This is a genomic window from Clostridium estertheticum (genome assembly GCF_011065935.2).
Classification (GTDB): domain Bacteria; phylum Bacillota; class Clostridia; order Clostridiales; family Clostridiaceae; genus Clostridium_AD; species Clostridium_AD estertheticum_A.
Genome location: NZ_JAAMNH020000001.1, coordinates 1,065,899 through 1,090,897, shown reverse-complemented (window position 1 = coordinate 1,090,897; position 24,999 = coordinate 1,065,899). Strand labels below are relative to the sequence as shown.

Genomic DNA, 24,999 nt, shown 5'->3' with positions numbered 1-24,999 from the left:
TCTACTCTTCATTAATCATAAAAGTTACGACACCATAACCTTCGCCTTTCATTGTTTTAAAGCTTTGCTCTGCATTCGTTGTTTTTATAAGGTCTAGAGTATAACAGAACTCTGTGATACCTGATAAGTCCATTTTGAAGTTTGTCTCCCATGTATTATTCATAATCCATGAGTACACATCTCTTTTATTGTTTTCTTCCTTATTGTCACAAAGTAATATTGGGTGATGTTTTAATTCTCCCATATAGATAAGTGGTGCATCCTTTGTTTGAATTAAGATAGTATTTTCTTTTGTTTCATAAACCAAACCGTTATCTAAAAGATAATATTCCATACAAGTACCTGGTATTTGATCAATACCCGGTCTCATAACCGCATCACTCTTATCTATATATAATGTTGCATCAAGATTGTTTAATGTTAGTGGCAGATAAATGCTTTCAATATCTGTAGCTAAATTCTTAGCTATTTTATACTTGAATTCCAATTTGGGAAGTGTGTTATAAAGTTTGATAACCACTGAACTGAAAAAGGTACCTTCCAATTTATAGACAAGCTCTACAGTTGTAAAAATTTCACCATTATCTATGATTTTTACTTCTACCAGATCACCGATGTTTTTGTTCGAATGGAGACCTCTTATATTTCTTCCCAAAAGTCTTCTTTCTTCATAGACATCTGTTCTGATTTTAGTATTTTCATATATTGGAGTAAAGAATCTGGCATCTCCTTGCTTTAACATTTCAATATTATCTACTTTATTGTAAAAAGAAGTAACGCCCTTACCAATTTCATAAGATATTTTGAAATAGGCGTTCTCTATTTGGTAGGGGAGTTTATAACTTTTGAGATCGTAGTTATTCACTATATCTTTTACTCTTTCCGCTCCAATATAAGCTACTCTTGAATTGGTTACTTCAATTTTCCCCGCTACTTCTTCAAATCTGTATATTTTTTCTTCATTGGCTTCAAATGAATCTATAAAGCTGATAAGAACACCCCTTGGATGAGAAGACAATTGGGTAATCATTTCCTGTCCTGATGTTTCACAAATTACTTTTACTCCTGAGTATTTCCATACTTCTATATAGAATTCTACTACTTTTTCGCCTTTGCTCTCTGATACGTTGATTGCCTTTACTTTACCGTTCAAATCATAGTATCTGAGTTTATCTCCTCTACTATGTGATATACGGTTTAAGTTTTTTGCAGAGGCTTCATGTGCTTTTGAAGCGTAGCTTGTTTTTCTGATATCCAGGTTTTGCACCATGGTATCATAAGGATTTGTAATGGTTGCTGAATGTCCCCAGGTATGTTCCGCATATAGCAGCAAGTTATCTTCAGCTTCTCTGGTTAATTCCTTTTTACTTGCAATGCCTTGATTATCTAATCTGTCGCATAAATGATACATTCTTTGCGCTTCTTTATAGTGCTTAACCGCATAAGGCGTACTTGCTACACCATTTGCCCACCAGTCATTTAGGTCACCCTTGTAAACCGGTGCTTCTTTTACCTGATCCTTAATTTTATCATAAAATTCCTGTATAGTTACCATTTCTAAACGTATTTCATCACCGTAAACCTCATTAAAGGCTGTAATAGTTCTTATAATATCTGTGTTAGGTGGTGCATTGTCACTGAATACCCCTGATACACATGCAGGAATAAAGCTATAGTTATAGCCATTTTCTTCACAGGCTGTCAAATATTTAACTATATTATCTTTAAGTGTTTCAATATGAGTTTTTTGTTTCGTATTTCCGCTGAAATAGTTTTCCGTCATAAAGTTAATATTTTTATTTTGGATTAAACCCATAGCATTGCCAAGATTATAGTGTTCTCCGCTGAAAACTAAAAGTTTTTTTCCTTCTTTGTTTTCCCAATAGTAAGGTTTCTGATTCTGGTAGAGCGGATACATTCCGTGATGTGTGTGAATGTTTGTAAATAGGAACTCTATTCCGTTATCTAAAAGCACATCAAGTGTTCCTAAAGACACACCGTTAACATCTGCATTCATAGCCACCTTTACATCAATTCCTTGCGTTTTAAAGTGTTCAACCATTTCCTTAGTTCTTTTATTAAGTATCTTTTTATCCACTAAATCGTTAAAGTTAAGGTAGGTTGCTGATAACCCTATATTGTTTGATTTAATCATTGCATATAAATCTTGTTTTTCTTCTTCTGTTGCTTCTTCTAAAAATCTTTCTACACAGTAATAGGTCTCACAGTTCCACTTGAAATTTCTATCAATTGATCCGGCTTTGTGCCCTTCTTTTGTGGCATTTACTGCTGTTCTTATATAGTCAATGTGGTTGTAAATTATTCTTTCTTGTAAATCTGTATAACCTATATCTGTATGTGAATGATGCAAGATATACATGGTCCATTTTCTATTTAGCATAATTAAAATCCTCCCTGATTAAATTTATATTTTTTTATATTCTTCGTATTTTCATTAATCATATCACCATTATCATAAAAAAGTCGGCAGATTACCGACTTTTTTTATGATTTCCTTATCAGTTTTCCAAACATATGTGTACTGGCCAGTAGTAGAATCGTAAGTTAGCTCACTATTTCCGGCAGTATCTGTTGAAACTTCATCTACTTTCGGTCTTTTAATCCTTCACTATAAGCGTAAATTCATTTGATATTTCACCATGCTCTAATGGTGAATTAAAATTAGTTATTACAACATTATAGGTTCCAGGTACACTTGTATCTACTTCATTAAAGAATATTCCTTGAGCAGGGTCATTAACTGATGTTATTTTTGAGAAAACTGCTGTTGGAATTGAACACTGAGCGTCAATATTATATTGAGGATCAATAAAACCAGCACCTTTTAAAGTAGAAAAATCTGTTCCTCTAACTGTACTAAATTTTGTCAAAAGTGAAACTGGATTATATTTACCTTCACCAACAAGTATTGTTACTTCATCTGGCATAGCAGATTGGTATGCTACTGGTCGTTGGTTATTATACTGTACCCCTGCTTTGTATGTGATAATTTTTTTGCTACGCAGTTCAATCTCTTTTATATAAGTTGATTTACCAGCCGCCTCACCGATTACTATTTTGTAGTACATTGCAGCGGTAGTGATTTTTGCGATTCCATCAGCAAATTCATGTTCAGGAGTGCCCTCCGACATATCAAATCTAGCGCTTGACATATCAAAAGAAATCATATTTGTTAGTTCTGCTGCATTCTCGCAAGTTATTTTTTCTAAGGATGTATTTGCAAGTGATACAACTTTTAGTCCCATACAACCAGTTAAATTAATTTCTACTAATTTTGAATTGATTGATAATGTACCAGGTAATATTACTTCAAGACTTGAACAATTCTTTAAGTTTAGTATTTCCAAATTCCTTAGAAGTTCAATTCCATTTAGAGATTGAATATTTGTTCCGCTTAAATCAAGTGCTTTTATATTACCTAGTTTATCTACTGTTGGAGCTAGTTCTATAACCTTTGCTAATAATACTGGGTCTGGGAACATTCGAGCTGTTACTGCACCTGTGGCGGTTGTTCCAAAGGGAACTTTTATCGGCTTAGACTTATTGCCATTAAAGTCTTCTAGAACTACATCTATAACGCCGGAACTTCCCGTAACTGTAAGTGATGTTAAATCATCAACACCTCTGGTTCCAAAAGTTTTGCCATTAACAGTAATTGGACTTCCATTCTGCCATGCATATAAATGCCACCAGTCATAGGATGTTGGTGCAGTGAGTTTAACTTTTGTTCCATTCATTGTTGCAACGCCTTCATAAACATTTGAATGACAATCTTTTAATAATCCTGTAGCATCTGCGTAGGTAATTACGTTACCATTGGAGTCTAATAATGAAATTCTGACTGTATACCCACTTCCGTCTGCTATTGGAACTTCAACTTTGGCTGCATTTGTTCCCTTTGCAAATGTAGTTGAATATTTATCTTGATGTGAGTAGTTAAAGGTTACATCTACTTTTACGTTTTCGTAGTCAATTGCTGGTTTTTCCCAAGTCAAGTCAAAATATCCGGTATTTGCCGTTGTTCTGATATTTTTAATTGTATCTGTAAAATCTTTTTGGACAACTGCTGCTGGGCCTTCTCTTCCATCTGTACCAACCGCTTTAACTAAGATTTGTACTGTACCTTGGGGATTATATAAAGACTTAATATAATAAGTATTATCATAAACTCCGCCTAAGAATACTTCCTTACCGTCTTCATATTTTGCATATACATTGTATTCCTGTACCTTGCTATAGTCTTCCAAATCCCATGAAATATACATTTCAGAGGTATCAAAGGATTTGTCAATCTTTAAGCCTGTTGGAGCAGCTGGTCTAACTACTGTGCCATCAGTGATTTTAATTTCACCAATATTAAGCTGATAATTATTAATTGTTTCTTTCCCTGGAGTAATTGATAGACCAAAAGCTGCTAATGTTCTACCAGCATACATTGATAAATCAAGAGCCTTCTCAACCCATTCATTTGCAGTATTATTTGCGCTGTCTGGAATCGCAATATACTCAACTTTTGATGGAGCATCTTCAAAAACTAATCCGACTTTAACGCTGCTGACATCGGTAGCTGACGGTTTATTAAAGGTAATGTTTAATTTTGAAGTATCTTTAATATCCAATTTCGTTTTGTATAAATTAATAAAGTTTTCAGCATCTAAATTACCAAAAATAGCAAGAGAACTTCCTCCATTATATCCACCAAGTTGATTATACACATATCCTGCATTATATTTCTGGCCATAGTCAAAATCCAACTTTAATCTGGTTCCATTTGTATTAATCTGCCACTGCCATGTTGGAAGAATATCTTGATTATTAATATTAGCCCATTGGTTATCATTAGAAACCTTACCGTCAACAAAATACTGCATGCCATGTCCGGTATTAAAGTTTGTATAGAAGTTTGAACCGTCTATTACGGATCTTTCAGATATATATGCTGCCATACCTGGAAATTTTGGTTTGTTTGGGAGTGGTGCTCCACGATTTGGATCATTAGCTGTTTTCACAGGGTCAGGAGTAGCATTTAAAACAGCCTGCAGCAATTGATCACGTGTCATACTAGCTGAAGCTAGAGTTCCATGTCCTGCTTCATAAGTAGGAGCATCAGCAGCACCTGACCACCACGTTCTTTCTCTTGCAACAATATATTTGAAATAATTAGGATCCCCTCTTCTATTTTCAGAGTAGCTATTTGCTCCTGAATGACCATAAAGTTGTTCATCTACATGCTCGGAAACTGTAGAGCACCCAAGAGAAGCTATGCCTGTTCTTGGAACTAAATTCGCATCATAAGTATTGTATAATGCTCCACGTGTTCCACTAAATCCGGTTTGGCCTGCTTCAAGAGTATTGAATACTGTACTTCTTGGGTCTAAACCTAATGCCTTCATTGAATTAACAGAACCATCTACCATCGCTTTGCTTGGGTCTGGATTCATGTATAATGAACTTGCGGCAATCGTTGCATCATTAGGATCTTTTATCCAGTTTCTAAACACTGTTGCATCTTTATTTGCATAGTCAATGGTCCCCCAGGAAGCTTGATTTTTTTGTCCATACCTATTGGAAGCATAAACTTGTACATAAAGACCTTGTGACGTCATTGCACGTATAAAGTCCTCATAAAGCGGCATCCAAGTAGGAGTCAGACTCTCTTCTGCATTAACAAAGTATCCATCATAGCCATAATATTTAGCAATTTCAACCAATTTATCTGCGATTGGGAATCTTCCGTCTGCATCTTTATAAACAAAATCAGGAGTATGTTCTACTCTTGGGAAGAAAATACATCCTAGAGAAGCAACTCCATTTTTATGAGCGGCATTTGTATATGCAGGGTTAGGAATATTTAATACCCCAAACTCATAATCACGCTTATCCCAGTTAGCTTCAGGGTTATATAAAGAATCTGGAGTTGGATTTGTAACTACACCATGCCAAGAAGCATCATAATCTACATATTGCCAGAAATTAAACAAATTTTGAGCAAATTGGTCATTGTAACCAGTCGGATTAAAAAATTCATCACCATAATCGCTTGTTAATATTAAGTCCTTAACCTCCTGATTCAATGTTGGATTTGCCTGTGTCGGTTTAAAAGCAGCATTACGTTGTTGCAGCGGTACCTTCGCTCTCATAAATTCAGAATATTCGTCTGTTTCAGGTGTCCAATTCAGAATATCCTGCTTTCGATGACCGTGATAAACTGGCTGGTTTTTCCCTTTGTACCCTTGTTCACCAAGACGCGGCGGCATGGCATCACCACCGGCATATACGGTAGAAATATTAAGTGTCAGTAACGAACTAGTTGCTATGGCTGTTGCTAAAAAGACCGATAAGCCTTTTTTGAGGTTTAATTTCATCATCTCACACTCCCATTTTTTTATTAATAAAATTTATAAAAACGATTACACTTTTATTTGTTTATGTAGTATTATTACTTGAATTACTGTAATTGTCGGATAAATTTTAGGTCATTCGCACATTGAATTTTAGGTAACTATTCTTTTAAATATTGCACCTATGAAACTCTCAAGATTCTCATAGGTGCTCATTATCTGTGGGTAAACCTTAAATATTGAAGTTACCACACTTTAAAATGGTTCCTGAGTCAAATACGAAGTATTTTCTATATTCGTAAGCTGTGTGCAAGTTATTTGTTAAATGCATCAACCTGGCTCTGAGCCTCTTTAACAATCTTATCGAATCCGGCTGCATTTAGTTCTTTCACCATTGCAGCAACCTCTGCCTTTGGTTCTTTTGCACCTGTTAACAATTCACTCTTGTATTTGCTATATACTTGACGACAGTTAGCAAGTTCGTTCTCGATTTTTGAAGTATTTAGGTTGAAACCTATTAATACAGAAGACTTTGCAGTTTCATTTAATTTCTTAACTTCATCCCACTGATTAAGCTTAGCATCAACTAACTGTGATACATTAAAGAATGTTCCCTGTGTATATCCAGCCATACTCCAATCCTCATTTAACTTCTTAACCTTTCCATCTACATACTGGAAGTTATCGCCTTCAAGACCATAATAGAAAGCATCTCTTACTTTAGAATCCAAGTTTACTAACTGCAAGAATTCAAGGCATTTTTCAGGATATTTTGTACTTGCAGAGATTGCACTTAAAGAACCTCTTACAGTTTCATTTGAAACAACTGTGTCACCAATTTGTACTGCATCTGCATCAACTCCCATTTGAGGTCCCCAGGTTGTTACAGCTGCGGATTTCCAACCCTGTGCAATAAATGCTGGTCTGTACTTTGGCACTTCGGCTAATGTAGGTGCATCTGCATTTACTATTCCGTCTTTATACCACTTATTGATAAGCTCTAACTGACTCATAATATCACTTTGCTCGAATACACTTACTACCTTGCGGGAATTATCATCATATCTTACTCCAAGAGCTGGTAAACCGGCACTCATACCATCATATGGAGCATAAATGGAATATAAACCATCAAGATTAAGAATTAGTGAAGCCTTACCTTCCTTATCTTTTAAAGTTCTTAATGCTCCATCCATGCCTTGTAATGTATTAATATTCTGATAATCAATATTGTCTTTTACAGCCTTATTTTTATCCCATACCAGGTAATTTGTCATAGAACTGTCTTTGTAGGTTGGTACAGAATAAATCTTTCCATCTACTTTTACAGCATCCCAATACTTTTCTGGAATATACTTGTATAAGTCAGCTGACTTTGTCTTTACTAGATTTGAAATATCGTAGTAAGCACCTTTACTTATATCACCTAAGTAATTATTGGAATTTGTAAACAAAACGTCAAACTTCTCACCGGAATTTACAAGAACATTTCTTCTGTTGTCCCAATCTCCCCAGGAAACCACTTCAACATCAATATTTACACCTATTTTTTCTCCAAGATACTTATTGATGTTATCCTTCCATGCAGCATAATTTTTTGGCATGCCGTTTCCAACCTGAACCCATTTTAATGTCACAACCTCTTTCTCCTTGGTAGGTGGAGGAGTTGAAGTGTTTACTTGTTTACTACCACATCCCCCTACAACAGACATCGTCACCGCCATTGCAGCAAATACAGATAGCATTTTTTTAAATGTCTTAAGCATGATTTAAATTCCCCCTTAATTTTATTTAGATTTTTTATAGTAGAAATGAAAAATTAGTTGTAATTTTTCAAAACTAATCAACCCTTAACTGACCCAATTGTCAAACCAGAAATAAAATATTTCTGAAAAAATGGATATGCACATGCTATAGGAACAACTATTAGTATTGCAATAGCCATTCGAACAGATTCCGTAGGCATTAAATTTTTATACTGTTGAAGTGATAATCCCGCAGTCGGGTTATTCGCCAGATACTGTATATTTGTCTGCATATTGTTTAACAACGCTTGTAGTGAGATTAAGTTTCTACTGCTGATATATAGTGCAGATTGAAACCAATCATTCCAGTATCCAAAAGATAGGAATAATCCAATAGTTGCCATCACTGGTTTTGATATTGGAAGTACGATCCTTAAAAAAATACGCATCTGCGTAGCCCCATCAATTTTCGCTGATTCAATAATAGAATCCGGAATTGTAGTTTTAAAAAAGGTTTTGCATATGACAATGTTAAACGGAGAAACACACAAAGGAAGTATTAAAGCCCAGATGCTATCTCTTAAATCCAGTATGTTAACATTTACAACATAAGTTGCAACTAAACCTCCATTAAAGATCATCGGTATAAAAACAACCCATATCAAAAATTTTTTCAGCTTGTAGCTCGGCCTTGACAGTACATAGCCCATTGTCGTAGTTAATGCTAATCCCAGTGCAGTTCCTATGATCGTTACTAAGACTGAGATGCTGAGTGACTGCAGAATCATTGCTTTCTCGCCCAATAAAAATTTATAAGCTGCTAATCCAAAACCTTTGGGAATAAGTTGGTATCCATGCATGGCCAGTGACTCTTCAGATGAAATCGAAATAGTAAAAACAAAGATAACAGGTATTATACATATCAATGAAAGTACAATAAATATGAAATTAAAAATGACATTCGTTCTTTTTTTTATTCTATTAAGTCGATTTGAACCTTCTTCTTCCTTCTTATTTCTGCCAAATTTCATTCCTCTAACCCCCTATATAATGGTATAATCTTTGTCAATTTTACCTATTATCCAGTTTGCAAGTAAAATTGTTATGCAGCAAGCAGTTGACTGAACAAATGATACTGCCGAAGTCATACCGATTGGTGCTGCAGACTTCACGGCTTTAAAAACATAGGTATCAAGAGTTGATGCTACATCATTTAAAGAGCCCGGTATCTGTTGGGTTATCTGATAGAATAAGCCGAAATCAGAATAGAAAATCTTTCCAACGCTTAAAATAAACATCATAATAACTATCTGCTTCAAAAATGGAATTGTAATATACTTCGCCTGCTGCCATTTTGAAGCACCATCAATTACAGCCGCTTCATATAATGATCCGTCAATACCGGTTATGCAAGCTAAATATACAACCATACCATATCCCATGGTCTTCCACGTATTCATGAACACCAGTATAAAGGGCCAGTACTTGGGCTCTGAATACCACCGAATTGGATCCTGACCAAAATGTTTCAAGATCGAATTGAGGATACCCTTGTCCATACTTAAAAAAGCATATACGAAATAACTTACAACAACCCATGACATAAAGTGCGGAAAGAACATCATCGTCTGATATACCTTTGATTTCCTTTTGCTAAATAACATGCTGATCATTATAGCCAGTGTCACAGGTATTAAGATACCTAAAGCAATAAAAATGATGTTATATCCAATGGTATTTCTTAAAAGCATTTTTAGAGCATTACTCTTAATGAAAAATTGAAAGTTATCGAATCCAACCCATTGGCTGTGAAGGAGGCTATATAAAAAGCTCTTTCCCGGAGAAATCTTGTAATTTTTGAACGCAATTATTATTCCAAACATTGGTATATAACTAAATAAAACAAACCATATAAAAGTCGGTATAGCTAATATAGATAATTCAGTGTCATCACTCGTCCATCTTTTCCTCTTTTTAAATACTTTTAATGATTGTGTTTTATTTTCCACAATTTCTTTAATCATCTTATTTCCCTCCTTCAATTAACTTTTTTTTGTTGAAGGCTATACAGTCAAGGTTAATTTAACCTTTTTAATGCGTTACTTTATTTACTATATTAACATAATTTACTAATTATGCATTACATTTCCTTGTATAGTTTAATATTTAATTATTTTTGTAACTTTTTTAATCCTCTATTTAAGAAGATATAGAATTAACTTAATATGAAATTTATTGATTTTAACACAGTAATAGTTTATGATCAATATCTGATTTATTCCTGCTTGCATTCTATTGGAACATTCGTTGATAAGCTTTTTACTGTGCCTCTATGAATTAGCTGAGTGATAAGAACTATGTTAACATAGGGAGCTTCAGGATTTTGAGCACGGTATAATATTTGTTCAACGGCTTTCTCCCCTAAACTTTGCTTAGGCACTTCTATTGTAGTCAAACCGGGATATGAAAAACCTGGAATATCATCAAAGCCGACAATGCTCATATCGTCAGGTACCTTTATGCCAAGCGCCATAAGAGCATTCATAAATGTCAGAGCGGTCTTATCGTTTACACAAACCCATGCTGTGGGGAAACTTTTATGTGTTTTATATAAATCAATCTTATTTTTATAGTATTGTGTATCAAAATATTCTGCATCAAGCCAAACAAATTCACTTAGAACAGGCAGTGAAAACCCCTTCATATATTCTAAATAAGCTCTATATCGTTCCTCGAAACTACTAGCATAGTAAGAGTTTCCAATAAAGCCGATATTTCTGTGATTTGTTTGATACAAGTGCTTTACTGCTTTATATATTCCGTTCTTATTGGAAGAATTAATATAATCGCAATCTACTTCATTGCTCAAATGATCAACTACAACTGTTGGAACTTTAGTTGCAACTATTTTTTTTAGCAAAAGGTCGCTGATTGTGCCAATAATTATATAGCCATCGCTTGAGTGACTGATTATGGAAGAGAGAGTAGAAGGGTTATCTTCTTTTGTCTCATCGATATTGGTGATACTGATTTTTATATCTCTTTCACTTGCATAATGGGTAATGCCATAAAGAACCTTAGGCCAAAAGGTTACTTCGGCTAAAAAACACTTTCGTCCTATTACTGTAATATTATTGAGCGAACTACCAGGGGATTGTACTATTTTAGTGTAACCGATTTCTGAGGCCAAATGGATTATCCTATGCCTTAATTCGTCGCTTACACCAGGTGCGCCCCTTAAGGCTTTGGATACAGTATTTTTTGATATACCTAAAGTTTGAGAAATGTTTTCTAAAGTTATTTTTGACAATATTCATCACCTCACAAATTTTTTAGACTGTCAGAAGTTTTAGCGAAAATAAATTATAATAAACCCTCTATCGCTAATCCTCTTAATCAAGTTTATTTTAAAATCAAAGCCTTGAATTGCTTTTTATGTATTCTATAAGTTCATCTACCTGGGTATAAGCAATAGCAGTAACTGTATCTGCTGCACCATAATATACGGCAATTTTTCCTGTTTCGCTGTCTGCAAGAGCTGCACATGGAAATACTACATTAGGTACATCTCCTACACGTTCATAAATCGCTTGAGGAGACATTAAATACGGTTCTGTTCTATATAAAACCTTCCATGGCTGTTCTAAATCGAGTAAGGCCGCTCCAAAATGATATACATATCCATTACATGATGTAAGTACACCATGATAAAACATCAGCCATCCTTCAGTAGTTTCTATTGGCACTGGTCCAGCTCCAATTTTTGTGCTCTGCCACCAACCTCTTGTTCCCATAACATGCTTATGCCTTCCCCAGTATGTTAAATCCGGACTCTCACTATAGTAAATGTCTCCAAAAGCAGTATGGCCTGTATCACTCGGTCTGCTAAGCATCGCATATTTTCCATTTATTTTTCTTGGAAAAAGAACCCCATTTCTATTATACGGCAAGGTTAAATTATTCATCTGATAGAATTTCTTAAAGTCAAATGTATATGCAAGTCCTATAGTAGGACCATGGTACCCATTGCACCATGTTACATAATATCTATCTTCAATAAAACAAACTCTTGGGTCGTAAGCATATTCGAATTCACCTATATCTTCTAAGTCAACAATAAATTTAATAGGTTCAGGCTCAATATTCCAGCTCAGTCCGTCTTCACTAAAACCAGCATGAATTCTCATCTCACGTCTTTTATCATCACATCTAAAAACTCCTGCAAATTTTCCTTCATAAGGAACTACTGCACTATTAAAAATACTGTTCGAGGTTGGAAGCAAATTTCTTGGAATTATTGGATTTTTCGAAAAACGCCATATAGGCTCTTTGCAATTTTCCGGTCTATCTTCCCAAGGCATATTAGGAATTGAAGGTCCTACTATAGTTTTTTGAGACATAAATATCATTCCTTTCGATGTACTAAAAGCACAAAATTGTAATTGTTTTCCTTTTAAGTTAATTATAACCTGAGATAACTTTTTTTGCAACACTAGTTTTAATAGTTTAACGCTTACTTTTTATTTAATCATTTATACAAAAGCACTGTGCTTAAGGAATAAAATTCCTATAAAGGCCGTCTTCTCAATGATTAATAACATTGAGAAGATAGAAAACCTCTAATGATATTAATTAATCACCATTTTTTTATAATTTAATCGATAGTGGTTATATTAGGTTACAAATACCCTTGATTTAGATTATATTAATAATTTTACAAGTAAAGTTTTACAATAAAAAATGAAAGTGTTTGGAAACAGGCTTAAAGCCATGGGCTCCCTTAAGGATGCTCCATGGCTTTAATATCTCAATTGCTTATATGTGCTATATTATGAAAGAGACACGCCAATATTAATTATTAATTATATTTGAAGATACAGTGGAGCGAGAAATAAAAAAAGAGTACACAATTGCTACCCTTTGGATTTTATTCATTTAGAATTAAAAGGTATTATCATTTTTTAATATGAGAGTACAAAGCACCCCACCTAACACCATCATAGATAATTTATTATATAATTAACATCGTTAGATCTTAATTAAACAAATTCCTACCATTGATGATGGTTCGCTCGATTATATAAAATATTTACACGATTATATATAACCTCACGGCTGTATATAAACATTACAACACTCGATATAATCTTCACTTACTTAATACGATAGGTTGAAACCATAATATAATAAATGTTATACAACATCGATTATATTAATTTTCTTCTCAACCGTAGTAAATCGTCCTCTAATTCAATATAAGTTAATATTATAGTAAAAACTATATTGAATTTTTGGCTAACTTAAATATACATTCAGTGAATGGATATATAAGCTTTGGCTCAGCTGCTTTGTACTCTACACTATTATGATAACCAATGTAGAATGGAATATACTTGTTAATTATTGCTATTAAATATGTTTATAATTTTTCAATTACTCTTGTATAAAAACTGCATGCATCAACATATTGGCTTACTTTACAACTTATGTCAGCTCCCCCGAGGTGTTAGGAGGTTACTGGAAGTTACCTTCCTGCTATGTTAATATATTGCGGTTGTAGTTTCGAGAATAAAATGAGCGATCCAGTCATAACACAACTGCCACTCCATATAGAATGCCCGGACTGAATGAATATATAGCTGCTACTGCAAGAGGAACAAGAACTCTGTAAGCCGACTGCTGTCTTTAGCTTATTTATTCATTTATTATACGGATTTTTACATTTCTTCTGCCCCAATTAAGTACTTCAGCTTCTGTATTAAAAAATACATCGATGATGTTACCTTTAATAGCGGAACCAGTATCTGATGCAATAGCATATCCATAGCCTTCTACATAAACTTTAGAGCCCATTGGTATAACCCTAGGGTCCACAGCTATAGTGCTGTATCCATTTGGATCTCTGTTTGTTCTAGAACCTGATGATGTAAAACCACCCTTTGAATATGCGGTTGATTCTATAATGAAGTAGTTCGTTGAGTTTGATACATCATTAGGGACAGCATCAGATTTAGACGTTGAACTTTCACTAGGGTCTAAGTGTCTAGACATAGTAATTCTCTTGTTTGCTGCTTGTTCTTTTATTATTTTTGCAGCGGCTAATTCTTTTGCTTTTTTGTCAGCAATTAATTTAGTTTCTTTTTTAGTTACGTTGCTAAGAAGCACCTTGTGCTCTTTTATGTCTTTACTTAATTTTGTTAGAATAATTTCATTATTTGCTTTTAGTGCTGATAATTTATCATTCTCATTATTTAAGGTGTCCCTATGCTTTATTATAGAATTTCTTTGTTTTTCTATTTTAGCAATGAGATTTTTGTCATATTTAATTATCATTTCAAGTGTATCTGCTCTAGATATAAGATCACTAAAACTAGTTGAATCTAGAAGTACATCAAGATAACTATCTACCCCATTTATATACATAACTCTTGCTCTTTTTTCAAACAAGTCTTCTTGATCCATAGCGTTTTTTTCTACAATTTCCAATTCAGTTTGTGTTTTTCTTATATCTTGAGAGATTTCATTCATTTTAGTTTTGTTAATGTCAATTTTATTTAATACCCCATCAATTTCATTGTTGAAATTCTCTATTTTTATCTGTAAAGCTTTTTTGCTACTTTGAGCTTGTTTTAATTCAGATGTTTCATTAGTACTTGGTGCAGCAAAAGTATTGCAATTGATAGTTATTGTTAATATTAATATCATAACGACAGATATTATTTTTTTATTCATTTATGACCCTCCTTAAAATGCCCATCAATATTAATAATATTTTTTAATATATTATTATGTGATAACGAATTATGCTAAAAAGTATATATTTGTTATTTTTAATGACAAACTAAAATAAGACTTAAACTCCGTCCCGAATATCATTGTACCATAGAATACCAACCTGAATCTCACATGACTGAAGTCACGTGGTTCTTATCTTATTAAACTTCCATAATACTCTCATTTATAGGGATAATATTTCATCTATATCTTACAACATATAATGACTCATTTAATTATAATAAGACTTTTACTACCAAAGACTACAATTAGCCTACTCGCGATAGTATAATGGCTCGATTCAAAACCATTTTTTTATATTTATATCCCCATACTAGATATTAGTTTAATACCATTTTCTTTTAAGGATTTAAGTCTATTAATTTCACCATCATGTAATTTCTTGAAATTATCATAAGTTTCAAAACATAATTCTCTATTAATTTTTTCTAAATCATTGCTAACATTCATTATTAGAAATGCAGAATAACAGTCCCTTTGAATTCCAGTAGATACATCCCATCTATCTTTTAATTCTTTTTTAGTGTATTTATCATTAAAATGATTGTACATACTAGCCTTAACTTTATGTGTATTTATTTTTAAGATTTCCAGTTCGTCATATTTAAGTTTTCTATTAATTATCTCTATTAATTTAGAAGGTGCTTTATTCGCTAAGGATTTACCAAACCTTTTCTTCTTATTAAATTTACCTGTATTAGCATTAATGGTGGTTTTCTTACTTCTTTTTTGTAGTCCCTTAAAATTCATGTTTTCAACTAATATTTTATCACCTAATGAAATTATATAATTTGCCAATTTCTCGTGGGATTGTTTTCTAACATCAGTTTGTTTCCTTTGAACATCCCTTAATTCCATTTGAGTTTTAATATATTTGTTAGACTTAATCCATGTTAATTTCTCTTTCTTTCCATTACTTATAATACCAAATTTTATAGTTCCATCACTATTATAGTTATTTGGGTTATTTGCGCGTCTTTGTCTATCTAATTTTCTTGATAATTTAGTTTTTATATCCTGAATGTTATTAATTTCAGGACATAACTCTAATAATTTAACATCATAATAGCTAGATATTGCAATTGTTTGAGTTCCTATATCTATTCCGACATTCCCTATCCCGATACTTCTTTTTATATAACCAGTTTCTTTATTATATTTTACTGGCGGTATACCCTCCATTATGAATTGCACATAGTACTTATATTTACCTCGGATAAATTTTCTTACTATTCTGCAATATTTAATTCTATCTTGAATAGCCTTTTGAGCATAAATATCATTAGATTTTATAATTATTGGAATTGTAAGTCCATTCCATTTAATAATCCCGTCTCTATAAGTTATCCCACTTTTATTCCATTTACCTTCAACACTTCTTAGTTCATCATATTTAATAAAATTGATCCTTTGTGCATCTTTAAATATTAACTTTTCTAATGCCTTAAAGGCTCTACTTGCTAATGCTTGAGCGGTTTTATTATCTATATTTTTATTGAATGGTTTATACATTGGTGTCATTTCATTTATAAGTGAATATTCATTGATCCCATATTCTACCAATAAATCATTTATCTCTTTGTATTTTTCTTTTCTTAGTTTATCATATATTTTAGATTTTTTACTTTCTTCATCTTTAAAATATAATTTATTAATCTCTGCTAATTCTTTTCTTAGTTTTCTATATATCTTTAATTCGCTTAAAGCATTAAATTTCTTTAACCCTGTTCCTAAAATTGCATTGTAAAGTTTTCTACATATTTCAAATCTTTTATTTAATATTGATTCATCTCTATTATTAGTATCTAATTTAATAGTTAAAACATAAGTAGGAGTTGTTTTTCTTGGCATGAATATTTACCTCCATTTCTACTTTTGCTATACTATTATTATTTCCTATACATACATTTATTATAACAAAATTCATGCGAACTTACATTCTATTTATATGTTTTAAAGATGCTTTTACTATCATAAAAGAAACACTAACTCACGACTGAAGTCACAAGTTTGCGTGGTCCAGCTATCAAGTTATTCTTTGCTAATGGTACGGCTCTCCACATTTTGAGTTTTATCCTAAATTTGGTATACTATATATAATTACATACACTAAGGGGGAAACGTTATGCCAATCAATAGTCAAAGAGAATTTGAACTTTTAAAGAAAATTGGTTTTGTACGAACCAGTGGTTCAGAAGAGGAATTAAAAGCTGCAAACCTTCTAATTGAGGAAATATCTTCAATAGGCTGCACGGGACACTTAGAATGTTTTAAAGTTCCTACTTCTAATATTAAGAAAGCAACACTTACGGTAGTTGAGCCTTATGAAAAAGAATATGACATTACACCATATAACAGCTCAATTAGCACACCTGAAGGTGGAATAACTACAGATTTTGTATATATAGAAGATGGGCTTGATGCAAATTTAATAGACCTTAAAGGAAAATTTGTACTTATAAATATGGGTCCAGATCCTAAGCTTTATAAAAAACTTATAAAAGCTGGTATCGCTGGTTATATAACCATGTGTGGTACTGCCATGGATGATGAAGATAAAACTGATATTACTGTAAGTAGAATGCGTGAAAAGAATACTCAACACGGAAAAGTACCCGCTATAAATATGCGTATGAAAGACGGCTTCCATATGGTTCAAAACAAAGCTTCTATGGTGAAAGTAGAACTAATTACTGAAGATATCGAACTTACTTCACATAATGTTGTTGTAACCTTAGAAGGCACAAAATACCCTGATGAGATAATATCTTTCGGTGCTCATTATGACAGTACGCCTTTCAGTACTGGTGTATATGACAATGGTGCTGGTTCAGTTATTATAATGGAACTTCTTAGACATTTTAAAGAAAATCCTCCAATTAGAACATTAAAATTTGTATGGTATGGTTCTGAAGAGGTTGGACTTCTTGGTAGTAAAGCTTATTTAAAGGCTCATGAGGAAGAACTACAAAAACATCTTCTAATGATTAATGTAGACGTTGCAGGTTCCATTATCGGAAAAGAGAAGGCCCTAGTTACCGCGCAGCAAAGCTTGATTGATTATATTGATCATATGGCTAAAATTAAAGGCTTCCCGCTTAAGGTAGAACAGAGCATATATTCAAGTGATTCCACAGCCTTTGCAGATGCAGGAATTCCATCTCTTACATTCTGCCGTTTTGCACCTATGGGTGGAGCATTCATCCACAGTCGTAACGATGTTATGGATTTTTTAAGTGCTGAAGCCTTAGAAAAAACTACCATAATAACAAAAGAATTCAGCGAATCCATTGTAAATTCAATAGTATTTCCAATTGAAAGAAAGATTCCAGATAACATGAAAAAGGAATTAGATAAATACTTTGGTAAAGAACCTGAAAAAGAAGATGCAGTTAAATAATGGACAAGTTAATCTTGTAGTATGATTCGCTTCGCTCGTAGAAAGCAAAAATTTCCAGTTTTTACTACGCCCTCGGGGGACATCACAATAACTGGAAGTTACTAGCTTGATCTACTATAATGGGAAGGCTTTTGTTCAAATACAACAATGATTTGGCTACTTAAATTGAAATAAATTACTATGCTCTACTTAATTAAAAATTGAATATATAAATATAATAAAAGGGAGTTCATAAGTGAACTCCCTTTTATTAGTTTTCCCTGGCATATAATTTTTTAACTGAATATAATTAACTTGATATTAAATGAAAGAAACTTTAACCAGTCTAAAGTTGTTGCTATATTATTACTGTTATTTAAAGTATTTTTCTTCTACAATTTCCTTATCAAAATCTAATACGCTATTTTCCACTTTGCTGTTTAAAGTACTAACCTCTTCCTTGTGATGATGAAACTTCTTATGAACATCGGTAGCTTCTTTTTTATATCATTTTCACTTTTTAGTACTGATTTATCTACGTACACTAAAACCTCTACTAATATATAATTTTTGTTAATTTATATATTGCCCTTTAGAGGATATATAATTCAAAAATTATTTATATTGTTTAAAGATATATATCACTCAGTTAGTTAATATCTCTTATTTATCGCTTAAAGCTTTTTTAAAGGCTTTAATTTCATCTTGGTGTATTTGCTTACTTTTGCTATCTCTTTTCTTATCATCTATAACTAATTGGGCCTGTAAGGTTTTAATTTGTCGCTTTATTTCGTCTTTATCTTTTGGGATTTCTAATTTTGACATTTATTTGACCTCCTTTAAATAATCTTTTATATATCTATTCTGCATTTGAAAGTTGTTTCCTTCTAAATAGTTATTTTTTATTAGATAAATATAATAAGTGATTAATTAAAGTGAACTACTATTTTATTTATGTGATTAGCTAGTACCTAATCCCCATTTATTACTTTCAATCCATACATGTTTTATAAAAAAAATAATGCCAGTAATTAAACCAATATAATTACAATTATACTACTCATTTTTCTATTTTTCTACAAATCAAAAACTTATTCCCAAATTTATAGGGGCAGATTTCACCTTTGCCCCTATACAATTTGGCAAATTCTCGGGTGACGTAACAATAACTGAAAGTTGTTGTTTGCTACGGAATGTGAAGTAACTAAGACTCATATATATCAGCATTACACTCATCACATCTGCCGTCATTACGCTTATATTCCTCTTCTGATATTTCAGTTTCACAAGTGTCACAGGCGAATATTTCTTCCCCTTTATATTCAAAGTTTCTTAGGAATTGCTCATTATCTTCCTCTTCCTCATGTTGATAATATACTTTTGTTTTATTTGCCATCTCAATTCCACCTTTCTAAATTTGGGTTCTAATGCTTCGGATGCTCCTTCAATGTAAACACATCCTTTATTTTATCTAAAAATCAAGAGTAGAATATAACAGCGCAGGTGCACTAAATTAATTCGTAAAGCTTAGGATAAGATAAAGTGTAAATCAACAGAATCTTCTTCTTTATTTAGCTTTTCTATTATTTCTTTAGCTAATGGACTCATTTATATTATAGCAAATTATAATAGTCCCTACACCAATTCTTTAAAATTACTGTATTTATAATTATATTTAATTTCAGATCCATAGCTGCTGCAATTTTAACAAACCCTGCGATGTTAGCTCCTGCAACTAAGTTATAACCAAATCCAAATTAACAAACATAAACTTCCAGTTTACTATTAATTGCATAAATCGGATACAAACTACCGGAGTACCTGTATCTATATTATCAAATATTGTTTTTGCTATATCGTACGGTGAATTTATACAACCATGGGGTTCTTAGGTACTAAATAACTTTCTTTAATATCACGAGTGATATTATCACTAATTATTTTCCCTAAGAATTTTACTACCAAGCAATTTGGACTTTCCGCATAAACGGTTGTAAAAATAAACTTAAAAAAATAAATATATCATATTGACACTGCCACTACTACGTGATACTATATAGTGGTAGTAAGTGATACTTAATATCGGTAATACTAAATAGTGAAGAGGTGATCCATTTGGAAAATATTACAGAAATGCTAAAAGGTGTACTGGAAGGCTCTGTTCTTGAAATCATCAGCCATGAGGAAATATATGGTTACGAGATTACTAGGAGGCTGAATGCCCTCGGATTTTCGGACGTTGTGGATGGGACAGTTTACACCATTTTGGTGCGGCTTGAGAAGAATAAACTCGTGGACATAGAAAAAAAACCATCAGATATGGGACCGCCGCGAAAGTTTTTCAAGCTCAACGACGCTGGTCGTGAGGAGCTGAGGAGGTTCTGGGAAAGATGGGAATTCGTATCATCAAAAATTAACGAGTTAAAGGAGAAGAAAAAATGAATTTTTGGGAAAAAATTACGGGAAGCGACATGACTAAAGAATTGAAAACTTTTGAATCGCGAGCCAAAAAGCTACCGGCTGATTATCAAGCGGCATGGGAAAAAATTAAGGCTAATCTTTGGCCGCACACAGATTTCACCGGTCGCAACCTCATGCCAATTCTTGACGGTGTGCTTGGCCTGCTCGAAGAAACGGCTGCGGACGGTCAGAGTGTAGAAGAGGTTTTGGGTGACGATATCAAAGGCTTCTGCTGCGCACTGGCCGGCGAAGAAGGGGGAAAGTCTTTTCGCGACAAGTGGCGCAAGCAACTCAACAATAATATCGCTAAAAAATTGGGTAAATAGGAGGATAAAATGAGAATACAAGATATCATAGAAGGCAAAAAAGAGTGGCGAGCGCACGTGGCGCGTGTCAAAGCGCTCCCGAAAGATTATCAGATTGTTTATAAAGAGATTCAAAAATATCTCTTTAATGTCGGCCCTGTTGAGCTAACCGACGGGATAGGTTTACTCTCGGGGATTATCGATCTTTTTGAAGAGGGCGCGGCCTTTAGGAAAGGCGTGATCGAAGTGACGGGCAGTGACGTAGCGGCTTTCTGCGACGATCTAATCAAAGATTCAAAAACTTACGCTGACATCTATCAAGAATCTGTTGACCAAGAAGTTAACAAGGCCATGAAAAAGATTACGGATAAAACAAAGTAAAAGGGAGATATCAGGATTGAAAAAGAAATTGAAGTGAAAGGTCTGTGCCTCGCGCAAAGGTTGCGTACATTGAAAAGCAGCTTAATGTTTGCAATCATTAAAATGATAGTGGTCAACAAAAACATCAACTAAAGGGATGGTAGAGTGTGTAAATACGAGTGGATATTATGCCCAGTCTGTGGCAACAAAACAAGGGTCAAGATACGTGATGATACGGTGCTTGAAAACTTCCCACTATTTTGTCCCAAGTGTAAACAAGAAACGATAATCAATGTAAAACAACTGAATATATCAGTTATTAAAGAGCCAGACGCTAAGACGCAGAGCCGATAACATGTGAGTGAAATCACAGTTGTCGGCTCTTTTTTTATGATAACTACTCAAGCTGCATTGAAATGATTAAACTGAGATTTGAGTAAGGTTACTATATTGTAGAGGAGGAAAAGAAAATGAAAAAAAATATCATACAAATTAAAGGGGTAAAGAAATCTTTCAAAGATGTAGAAGTACTCAAAGGAGTAGATTTTGAAGTAGAGCAGGGATGTATCTTTGCATTACTAGGTTCCAATGGATCCGGAAAAACAACGATGATTAGAATCATGGTTACTTTACTTAAAGCAGATGCTGGAAGTGTTGTGATCAATGGTTTTGATATTGAAAAAAATCCAGGGGAGATTAGAGGTTCTATCAGTCTTACTGGCCAGTTTGCTGCTATTGATGAAATTTTGACTGGACGTGAAAATATTCAAATGATAGCAAAACTTAGACATCTTAAAAATCCAAATCAAGTAGCAGATGAGTTAATTAATCGTTTTGGTATGTCAGAGGCTGCAGACCGCAGAGTGGGTACTTACTCTGGAGGGATGAAAAGAAGAATTGATATCTCAATGAGTCTTGTGGGAAATCCAAAGATTATTTTCCTAGATGAGCCAACGACAGGTCTTGATCCAGAAGCACGTTTAGAAGTTTGGAAGATTGTAAAAGAGTTATCAGCTGCAGGAACTACAGTATTCTTAACGACTCAATATTTAGAGGAAGCAGAACAACTTGCAGATAAAATCGCTATTCTTCATGGAGGAAAAATCATTGCTCTAGATACACTAGAAGGATTGAAAAAATTATTCCCACCTGCAAAAGTTGAATATGTTGAAAAACAACCTACGTTAGAAGAAATATTCCTAACAATCATTGGTAAAAAGGAGGAGAAATAAATGAAATCTACAAATAAATATTTTTTCAAAGATATGAGTGTTATGTTTGGACGTTCTATGCGTCATATTTTTAGAAGTATGGATACAATTATTACAGTTAGTATCACACCAATTGCGATTATGTTATTATTCGTTTATGTATTTGGTGGTGCAATCGCAACAGGTACAGAAAATTATGTTGATTATCTATTACCAGGTATAATGTTAATGACTATTGGTAGTGGGATTGCCTATGTAGCGTACCGTTTGTTTACAGATAAACAACGTGGTATCTTTGAACGTTTTCACTCTATGCCTATCGCTCGTTCTACAGTATTATGGGGACATGTATTAACCTCATTAATTTCTAATGGAATTTCTGTAGTAGTGATTATACTTGTTGCATTATTAATGGGTTTCCGTTCCTGCGCAGGAATCTTAGAGTGGCTCGCGGTATTTGGAATTCTTGGGATCTTTACACTTGCTTTGACTTGGATTGCTATAATTGCAGGACTTGCTGCTAAAACACCAGATGGTGCAGGCGCATTCGCTTACCCAATTATCTTCTTACCATTTATCAGTTCTGCCTTTGTGCCAACAGATACTATGCCTTCAGCAGTACGTGCTTTTGCAGAAAATCAACCTGTAACGCCTATCGTAGAAGCTATTCGTAATTTATTGGCAAACCAACCAGTAGGAAATGATATCTGGGTTGCCCTTGCTTGGTGTATAGCAATAATAGTTGTTGCTTATATCTTTGCAATGAGGATGTATAAAAAATTATAACCTATCTTTATATAAGTACATTTATTTTAGAAATTTAACTGATTTTGTGCAAAATTCACCCACCTCTTAGGTGGGTGATGGATAGCACATTATTATAAATAGTTCGATACTATTTATAATAATTATTTTGTATTATTTTTATAAGAATGGCTATAATATTAGTGTTAAACGTACTTTGATAACTGTATATGAGGTTGCACTAGGAAATTAACTATGCGGAAACCAAGCGAAACTCCTCTAGTGCGTAAACTATACAAGGTACAAAAGTAAAGCCTATAAAAATTAAGCGAGGTCGGTGCGACCTTACTAACAGCTCGGATAAACTTGTCACATTAATGATATTGACCGAGAAGCTCCCACTTCTTAGGTGGATAGTAGTTCACAGAGCTAGTAATATTATTAGATGGTCATGCATTTGTAAAAATTACACTATTTACATGTAGCTTAATTCCTATATATAAATGTAATGGAAATGCTAGAGTTGATAGAGCAGAAATAGGCATATATCATATGCTTTGAAGGATAAAAAGTAGTGTTTGACCATAAAATGTTGTGGTTTGAGGCCGATTTCGTGGGCAAAACGAGGTCAAAAATGACGTTTTTTGACCCCGAAAAAAGTGCAAATATATAGATGATTAGAAGCTCAACCAAATGGATCTTATGGCTGTTTGATAAAATAAATTAAACTCTCCTAGGTAATCTATAACTTCCTTATTTATAACAAATTGCACATCTTCCCCTTTGGCTATAGATCTATTAGAAAGTAAAAGCTTCCAGTTTTTACTACGTCCTCGGGGTAGATAACAATAACTGGAAGTTGTTGTTTGCTACGGAATGTGAAGTAACTAAGACTCATATATATCAGAGTTACACTCATCACATCCGCCGTCATTACGCGCATAATATTTATGAAGAAATGTTTCTAATTCTCAATAAATGTTAAGTAGTTACTTATTTAATTTTTTATCCATTACAGACAATAAGGCTTAAGGAAAAAGTATAATCAATGGAAAATATTTAAAAATTGCAATACTACCATTTATTTATTCTTCCTCTTCCCAACCATAGTAATTAGAATGTAATTCACTAATATAATCTCCAAATCCCCATCCAATATCACTTGCCTCATATTGAATTTCTGAGGCCTTTTCTTTAAATATTGACTCTAGGTTATTTTTTTGAATATATTCTAGAGCATTATCATATGCCCTTGCAATATGATTATAGAATTTTTCATCTATATCTCCATAGGTATTAGTAAATTCGACACCTATCTCTGCATAAAATAACATTAATTCAGCAATATTTTCTAGTGTACTTGAAATCTTTTGAAATTCTTTTATAGCATCGTTAACTACTGAATATCTCATTTTTCCAAAGCCCCTGTCTGGTAAGAACTCATTATTTACTATTTTTTTATACTTTTCTAAGGTTTCTTTTTCTGATTCAGGATTTATCTTTAAATTGTAATATTCTTTAACATCTTTAAAGGTCTTTGCAAGATTTAGAATTTCTTGTAGCAGCTCTTCTTCGCTTTTACTCTTTAAATACTTTTTAAAATCTGTTATCTTTAGATTTCCCATTTAATCTCTCCTT

20 protein-coding genes are annotated in these 24,999 nt (G+C 33.2%); 7 read left to right on the top strand and 13 right to left on the bottom strand.

Annotated elements, in window-relative coordinates; genetic code table 11:
• Position 1: 1 nt before the first annotated feature.
• The 10 genes from G9F72_RS04990 to G9F72_RS04945 all read right to left on the bottom strand — a co-directional run bounded on the left by G9F72_RS04990 (position 2) and on the right by G9F72_RS04945 (position 16,753).
• Positions 2-2,401: a hypothetical protein gene (locus tag G9F72_RS04990; RefSeq protein WP_164959817.1), complete on the bottom strand. Its 2,400-nt coding sequence runs from the start codon at positions 2,399-2,401 to the stop codon at positions 2-4.
• 72 nt (positions 2,402-2,473) lie between these two features.
• The gene (locus G9F72_RS27520) at positions 2,474-2,623 is read right to left on the bottom strand and encodes a PxKF domain-containing protein (RefSeq protein WP_187356116.1); all 150 of its coding nucleotides are present in this window, start codon (positions 2,621-2,623) and stop codon (positions 2,474-2,476) included.
• Positions 2,619-6,389 (bottom strand): endo-beta-N-acetylglucosaminidase, encoded by a 3,771-nt coding sequence (locus tag G9F72_RS04980; protein ID WP_164959816.1) that lies wholly within the window; start codon positions 6,387-6,389, stop codon positions 2,619-2,621. The genes G9F72_RS27520 and G9F72_RS04980 overlap by 5 nt, the downstream gene beginning before the upstream one ends.
• A gap of 287 nt (positions 6,390-6,676) precedes the next feature.
• Positions 6,677-8,128 (bottom strand): ABC transporter substrate-binding protein, encoded by a 1,452-nt coding sequence (locus G9F72_RS04975; protein ID WP_164959815.1) that lies wholly within the window; start codon positions 8,126-8,128, stop codon positions 6,677-6,679.
• A 77-nt stretch (positions 8,129-8,205) separates the two neighbouring features.
• On the bottom strand, positions 8,206-9,138 hold the full coding sequence (locus G9F72_RS04970) for a carbohydrate ABC transporter permease (RefSeq protein ID WP_164959814.1): 933 nt from the start codon (positions 9,136-9,138) through the stop codon (positions 8,206-8,208).
• Between the two features lie 12 nt (positions 9,139-9,150).
• Positions 9,151-10,131: an ABC transporter permease gene (locus tag G9F72_RS04965; RefSeq protein WP_164959813.1), complete on the bottom strand. Its 981-nt coding sequence runs from the start codon at positions 10,129-10,131 to the stop codon at positions 9,151-9,153.
• Between the two features lie 251 nt (positions 10,132-10,382).
• Positions 10,383-11,417: a LacI family DNA-binding transcriptional regulator gene (locus G9F72_RS04960; RefSeq protein ID WP_164959812.1), complete on the bottom strand. Its 1,035-nt coding sequence runs from the start codon at positions 11,415-11,417 to the stop codon at positions 10,383-10,385.
• A 103-nt stretch (positions 11,418-11,520) separates the two neighbouring features.
• Positions 11,521-12,507: a glycoside hydrolase family 130 protein gene (locus tag G9F72_RS04955; protein WP_164959811.1), complete on the bottom strand. Its 987-nt coding sequence runs from the start codon at positions 12,505-12,507 to the stop codon at positions 11,521-11,523.
• Positions 12,508-13,801: 1,294 nt separating this feature from the next.
• Positions 13,802-14,839, bottom strand: a complete 1,038-nt coding sequence (locus G9F72_RS27340) for a 3D domain-containing protein (protein WP_164959810.1) — start codon at positions 14,837-14,839, stop codon at positions 13,802-13,804.
• A 363-nt stretch (positions 14,840-15,202) separates the two neighbouring features.
• A complete protein-coding gene (locus G9F72_RS04945; RefSeq protein WP_164959809.1) occupies positions 15,203-16,753 on the bottom strand; it encodes a transposase in 1,551 nt (516 codons plus the stop codon).
• A gap of 274 nt (positions 16,754-17,027) precedes the next feature.
• On the opposite strand from G9F72_RS04945, the gene G9F72_RS04940 reads away from it, so the two are divergent.
• Positions 17,028-18,302 (top strand): M28 family peptidase, encoded by a 1,275-nt coding sequence (locus tag G9F72_RS04940; RefSeq protein WP_164959808.1) that lies wholly within the window; start codon positions 17,028-17,030, stop codon positions 18,300-18,302.
• A gap of 642 nt (positions 18,303-18,944) precedes the next feature.
• Here G9F72_RS04940 and G9F72_RS04935 read toward each other — a convergent pair.
• Both G9F72_RS04935 and G9F72_RS04930 read right to left on the bottom strand, forming a co-directional pair.
• Positions 18,945-19,106 (bottom strand): hypothetical protein, encoded by a 162-nt coding sequence (locus G9F72_RS04935; protein ID WP_164959807.1) that lies wholly within the window; start codon positions 19,104-19,106, stop codon positions 18,945-18,947.
• Between the two features lie 379 nt (positions 19,107-19,485).
• Entirely contained in the window at positions 19,486-19,677 is a 192-nt protein-coding gene (locus G9F72_RS04930; RefSeq protein ID WP_164959806.1) for a hypothetical protein, read from the bottom strand.
• Between the two features lie 719 nt (positions 19,678-20,396).
• Between G9F72_RS04930 and G9F72_RS04925 the strand changes: the two genes are divergently transcribed.
• The 6 genes from G9F72_RS04925 to G9F72_RS04900 all read left to right on the top strand — a co-directional run bounded on the left by G9F72_RS04925 (position 20,397) and on the right by G9F72_RS04900 (position 23,403).
• Positions 20,397-20,723 carry a PadR family transcriptional regulator gene (locus G9F72_RS04925; protein WP_164959805.1) on the top strand — a complete coding sequence of 109 codons (327 nt, stop codon included), beginning with the start codon at positions 20,397-20,399 and terminating at the stop codon, positions 20,721-20,723.
• Entirely contained in the window at positions 20,720-21,067 is a 348-nt protein-coding gene (locus G9F72_RS04920; RefSeq protein WP_164959804.1) for a DUF1048 domain-containing protein, read from the top strand. Before G9F72_RS04925 ends, G9F72_RS04920 begins: the two co-directional genes overlap by 4 nt.
• A 9-nt stretch (positions 21,068-21,076) precedes the next feature.
• Positions 21,077-21,427 (top strand): DUF1048 domain-containing protein, encoded by a 351-nt coding sequence (locus G9F72_RS04915; RefSeq protein WP_164959803.1) that lies wholly within the window; start codon positions 21,077-21,079, stop codon positions 21,425-21,427.
• A gap of 144 nt (positions 21,428-21,571) precedes the next feature.
• Positions 21,572-21,760, top strand: coding sequence for a cysteine-rich KTR domain-containing protein (locus G9F72_RS04910; RefSeq protein ID WP_074042399.1), 189 nt, complete (start codon positions 21,572-21,574; stop codon positions 21,758-21,760).
• A gap of 116 nt (positions 21,761-21,876) precedes the next feature.
• The gene (locus tag G9F72_RS04905; RefSeq protein WP_164959802.1) at positions 21,877-22,638 is read left to right on the top strand and encodes an ABC transporter ATP-binding protein; all 762 of its coding nucleotides are present in this window, start codon (positions 21,877-21,879) and stop codon (positions 22,636-22,638) included.
• On the top strand, positions 22,639-23,403 hold the full coding sequence (locus G9F72_RS04900) for an ABC transporter permease (protein ID WP_164959801.1): 765 nt from the start codon (positions 22,639-22,641) through the stop codon (positions 23,401-23,403).
• A gap of 1,043 nt (positions 23,404-24,446) precedes the next feature.
• Here G9F72_RS04900 and G9F72_RS04895 read toward each other — a convergent pair.
• Complete coding sequence (locus G9F72_RS04895; RefSeq protein WP_202054901.1) at positions 24,447-24,986, bottom strand: DUF6155 family protein; 540 nt, start codon at positions 24,984-24,986, stop codon at positions 24,447-24,449.
• Positions 24,987-24,999 lie beyond the last annotated feature (13 nt).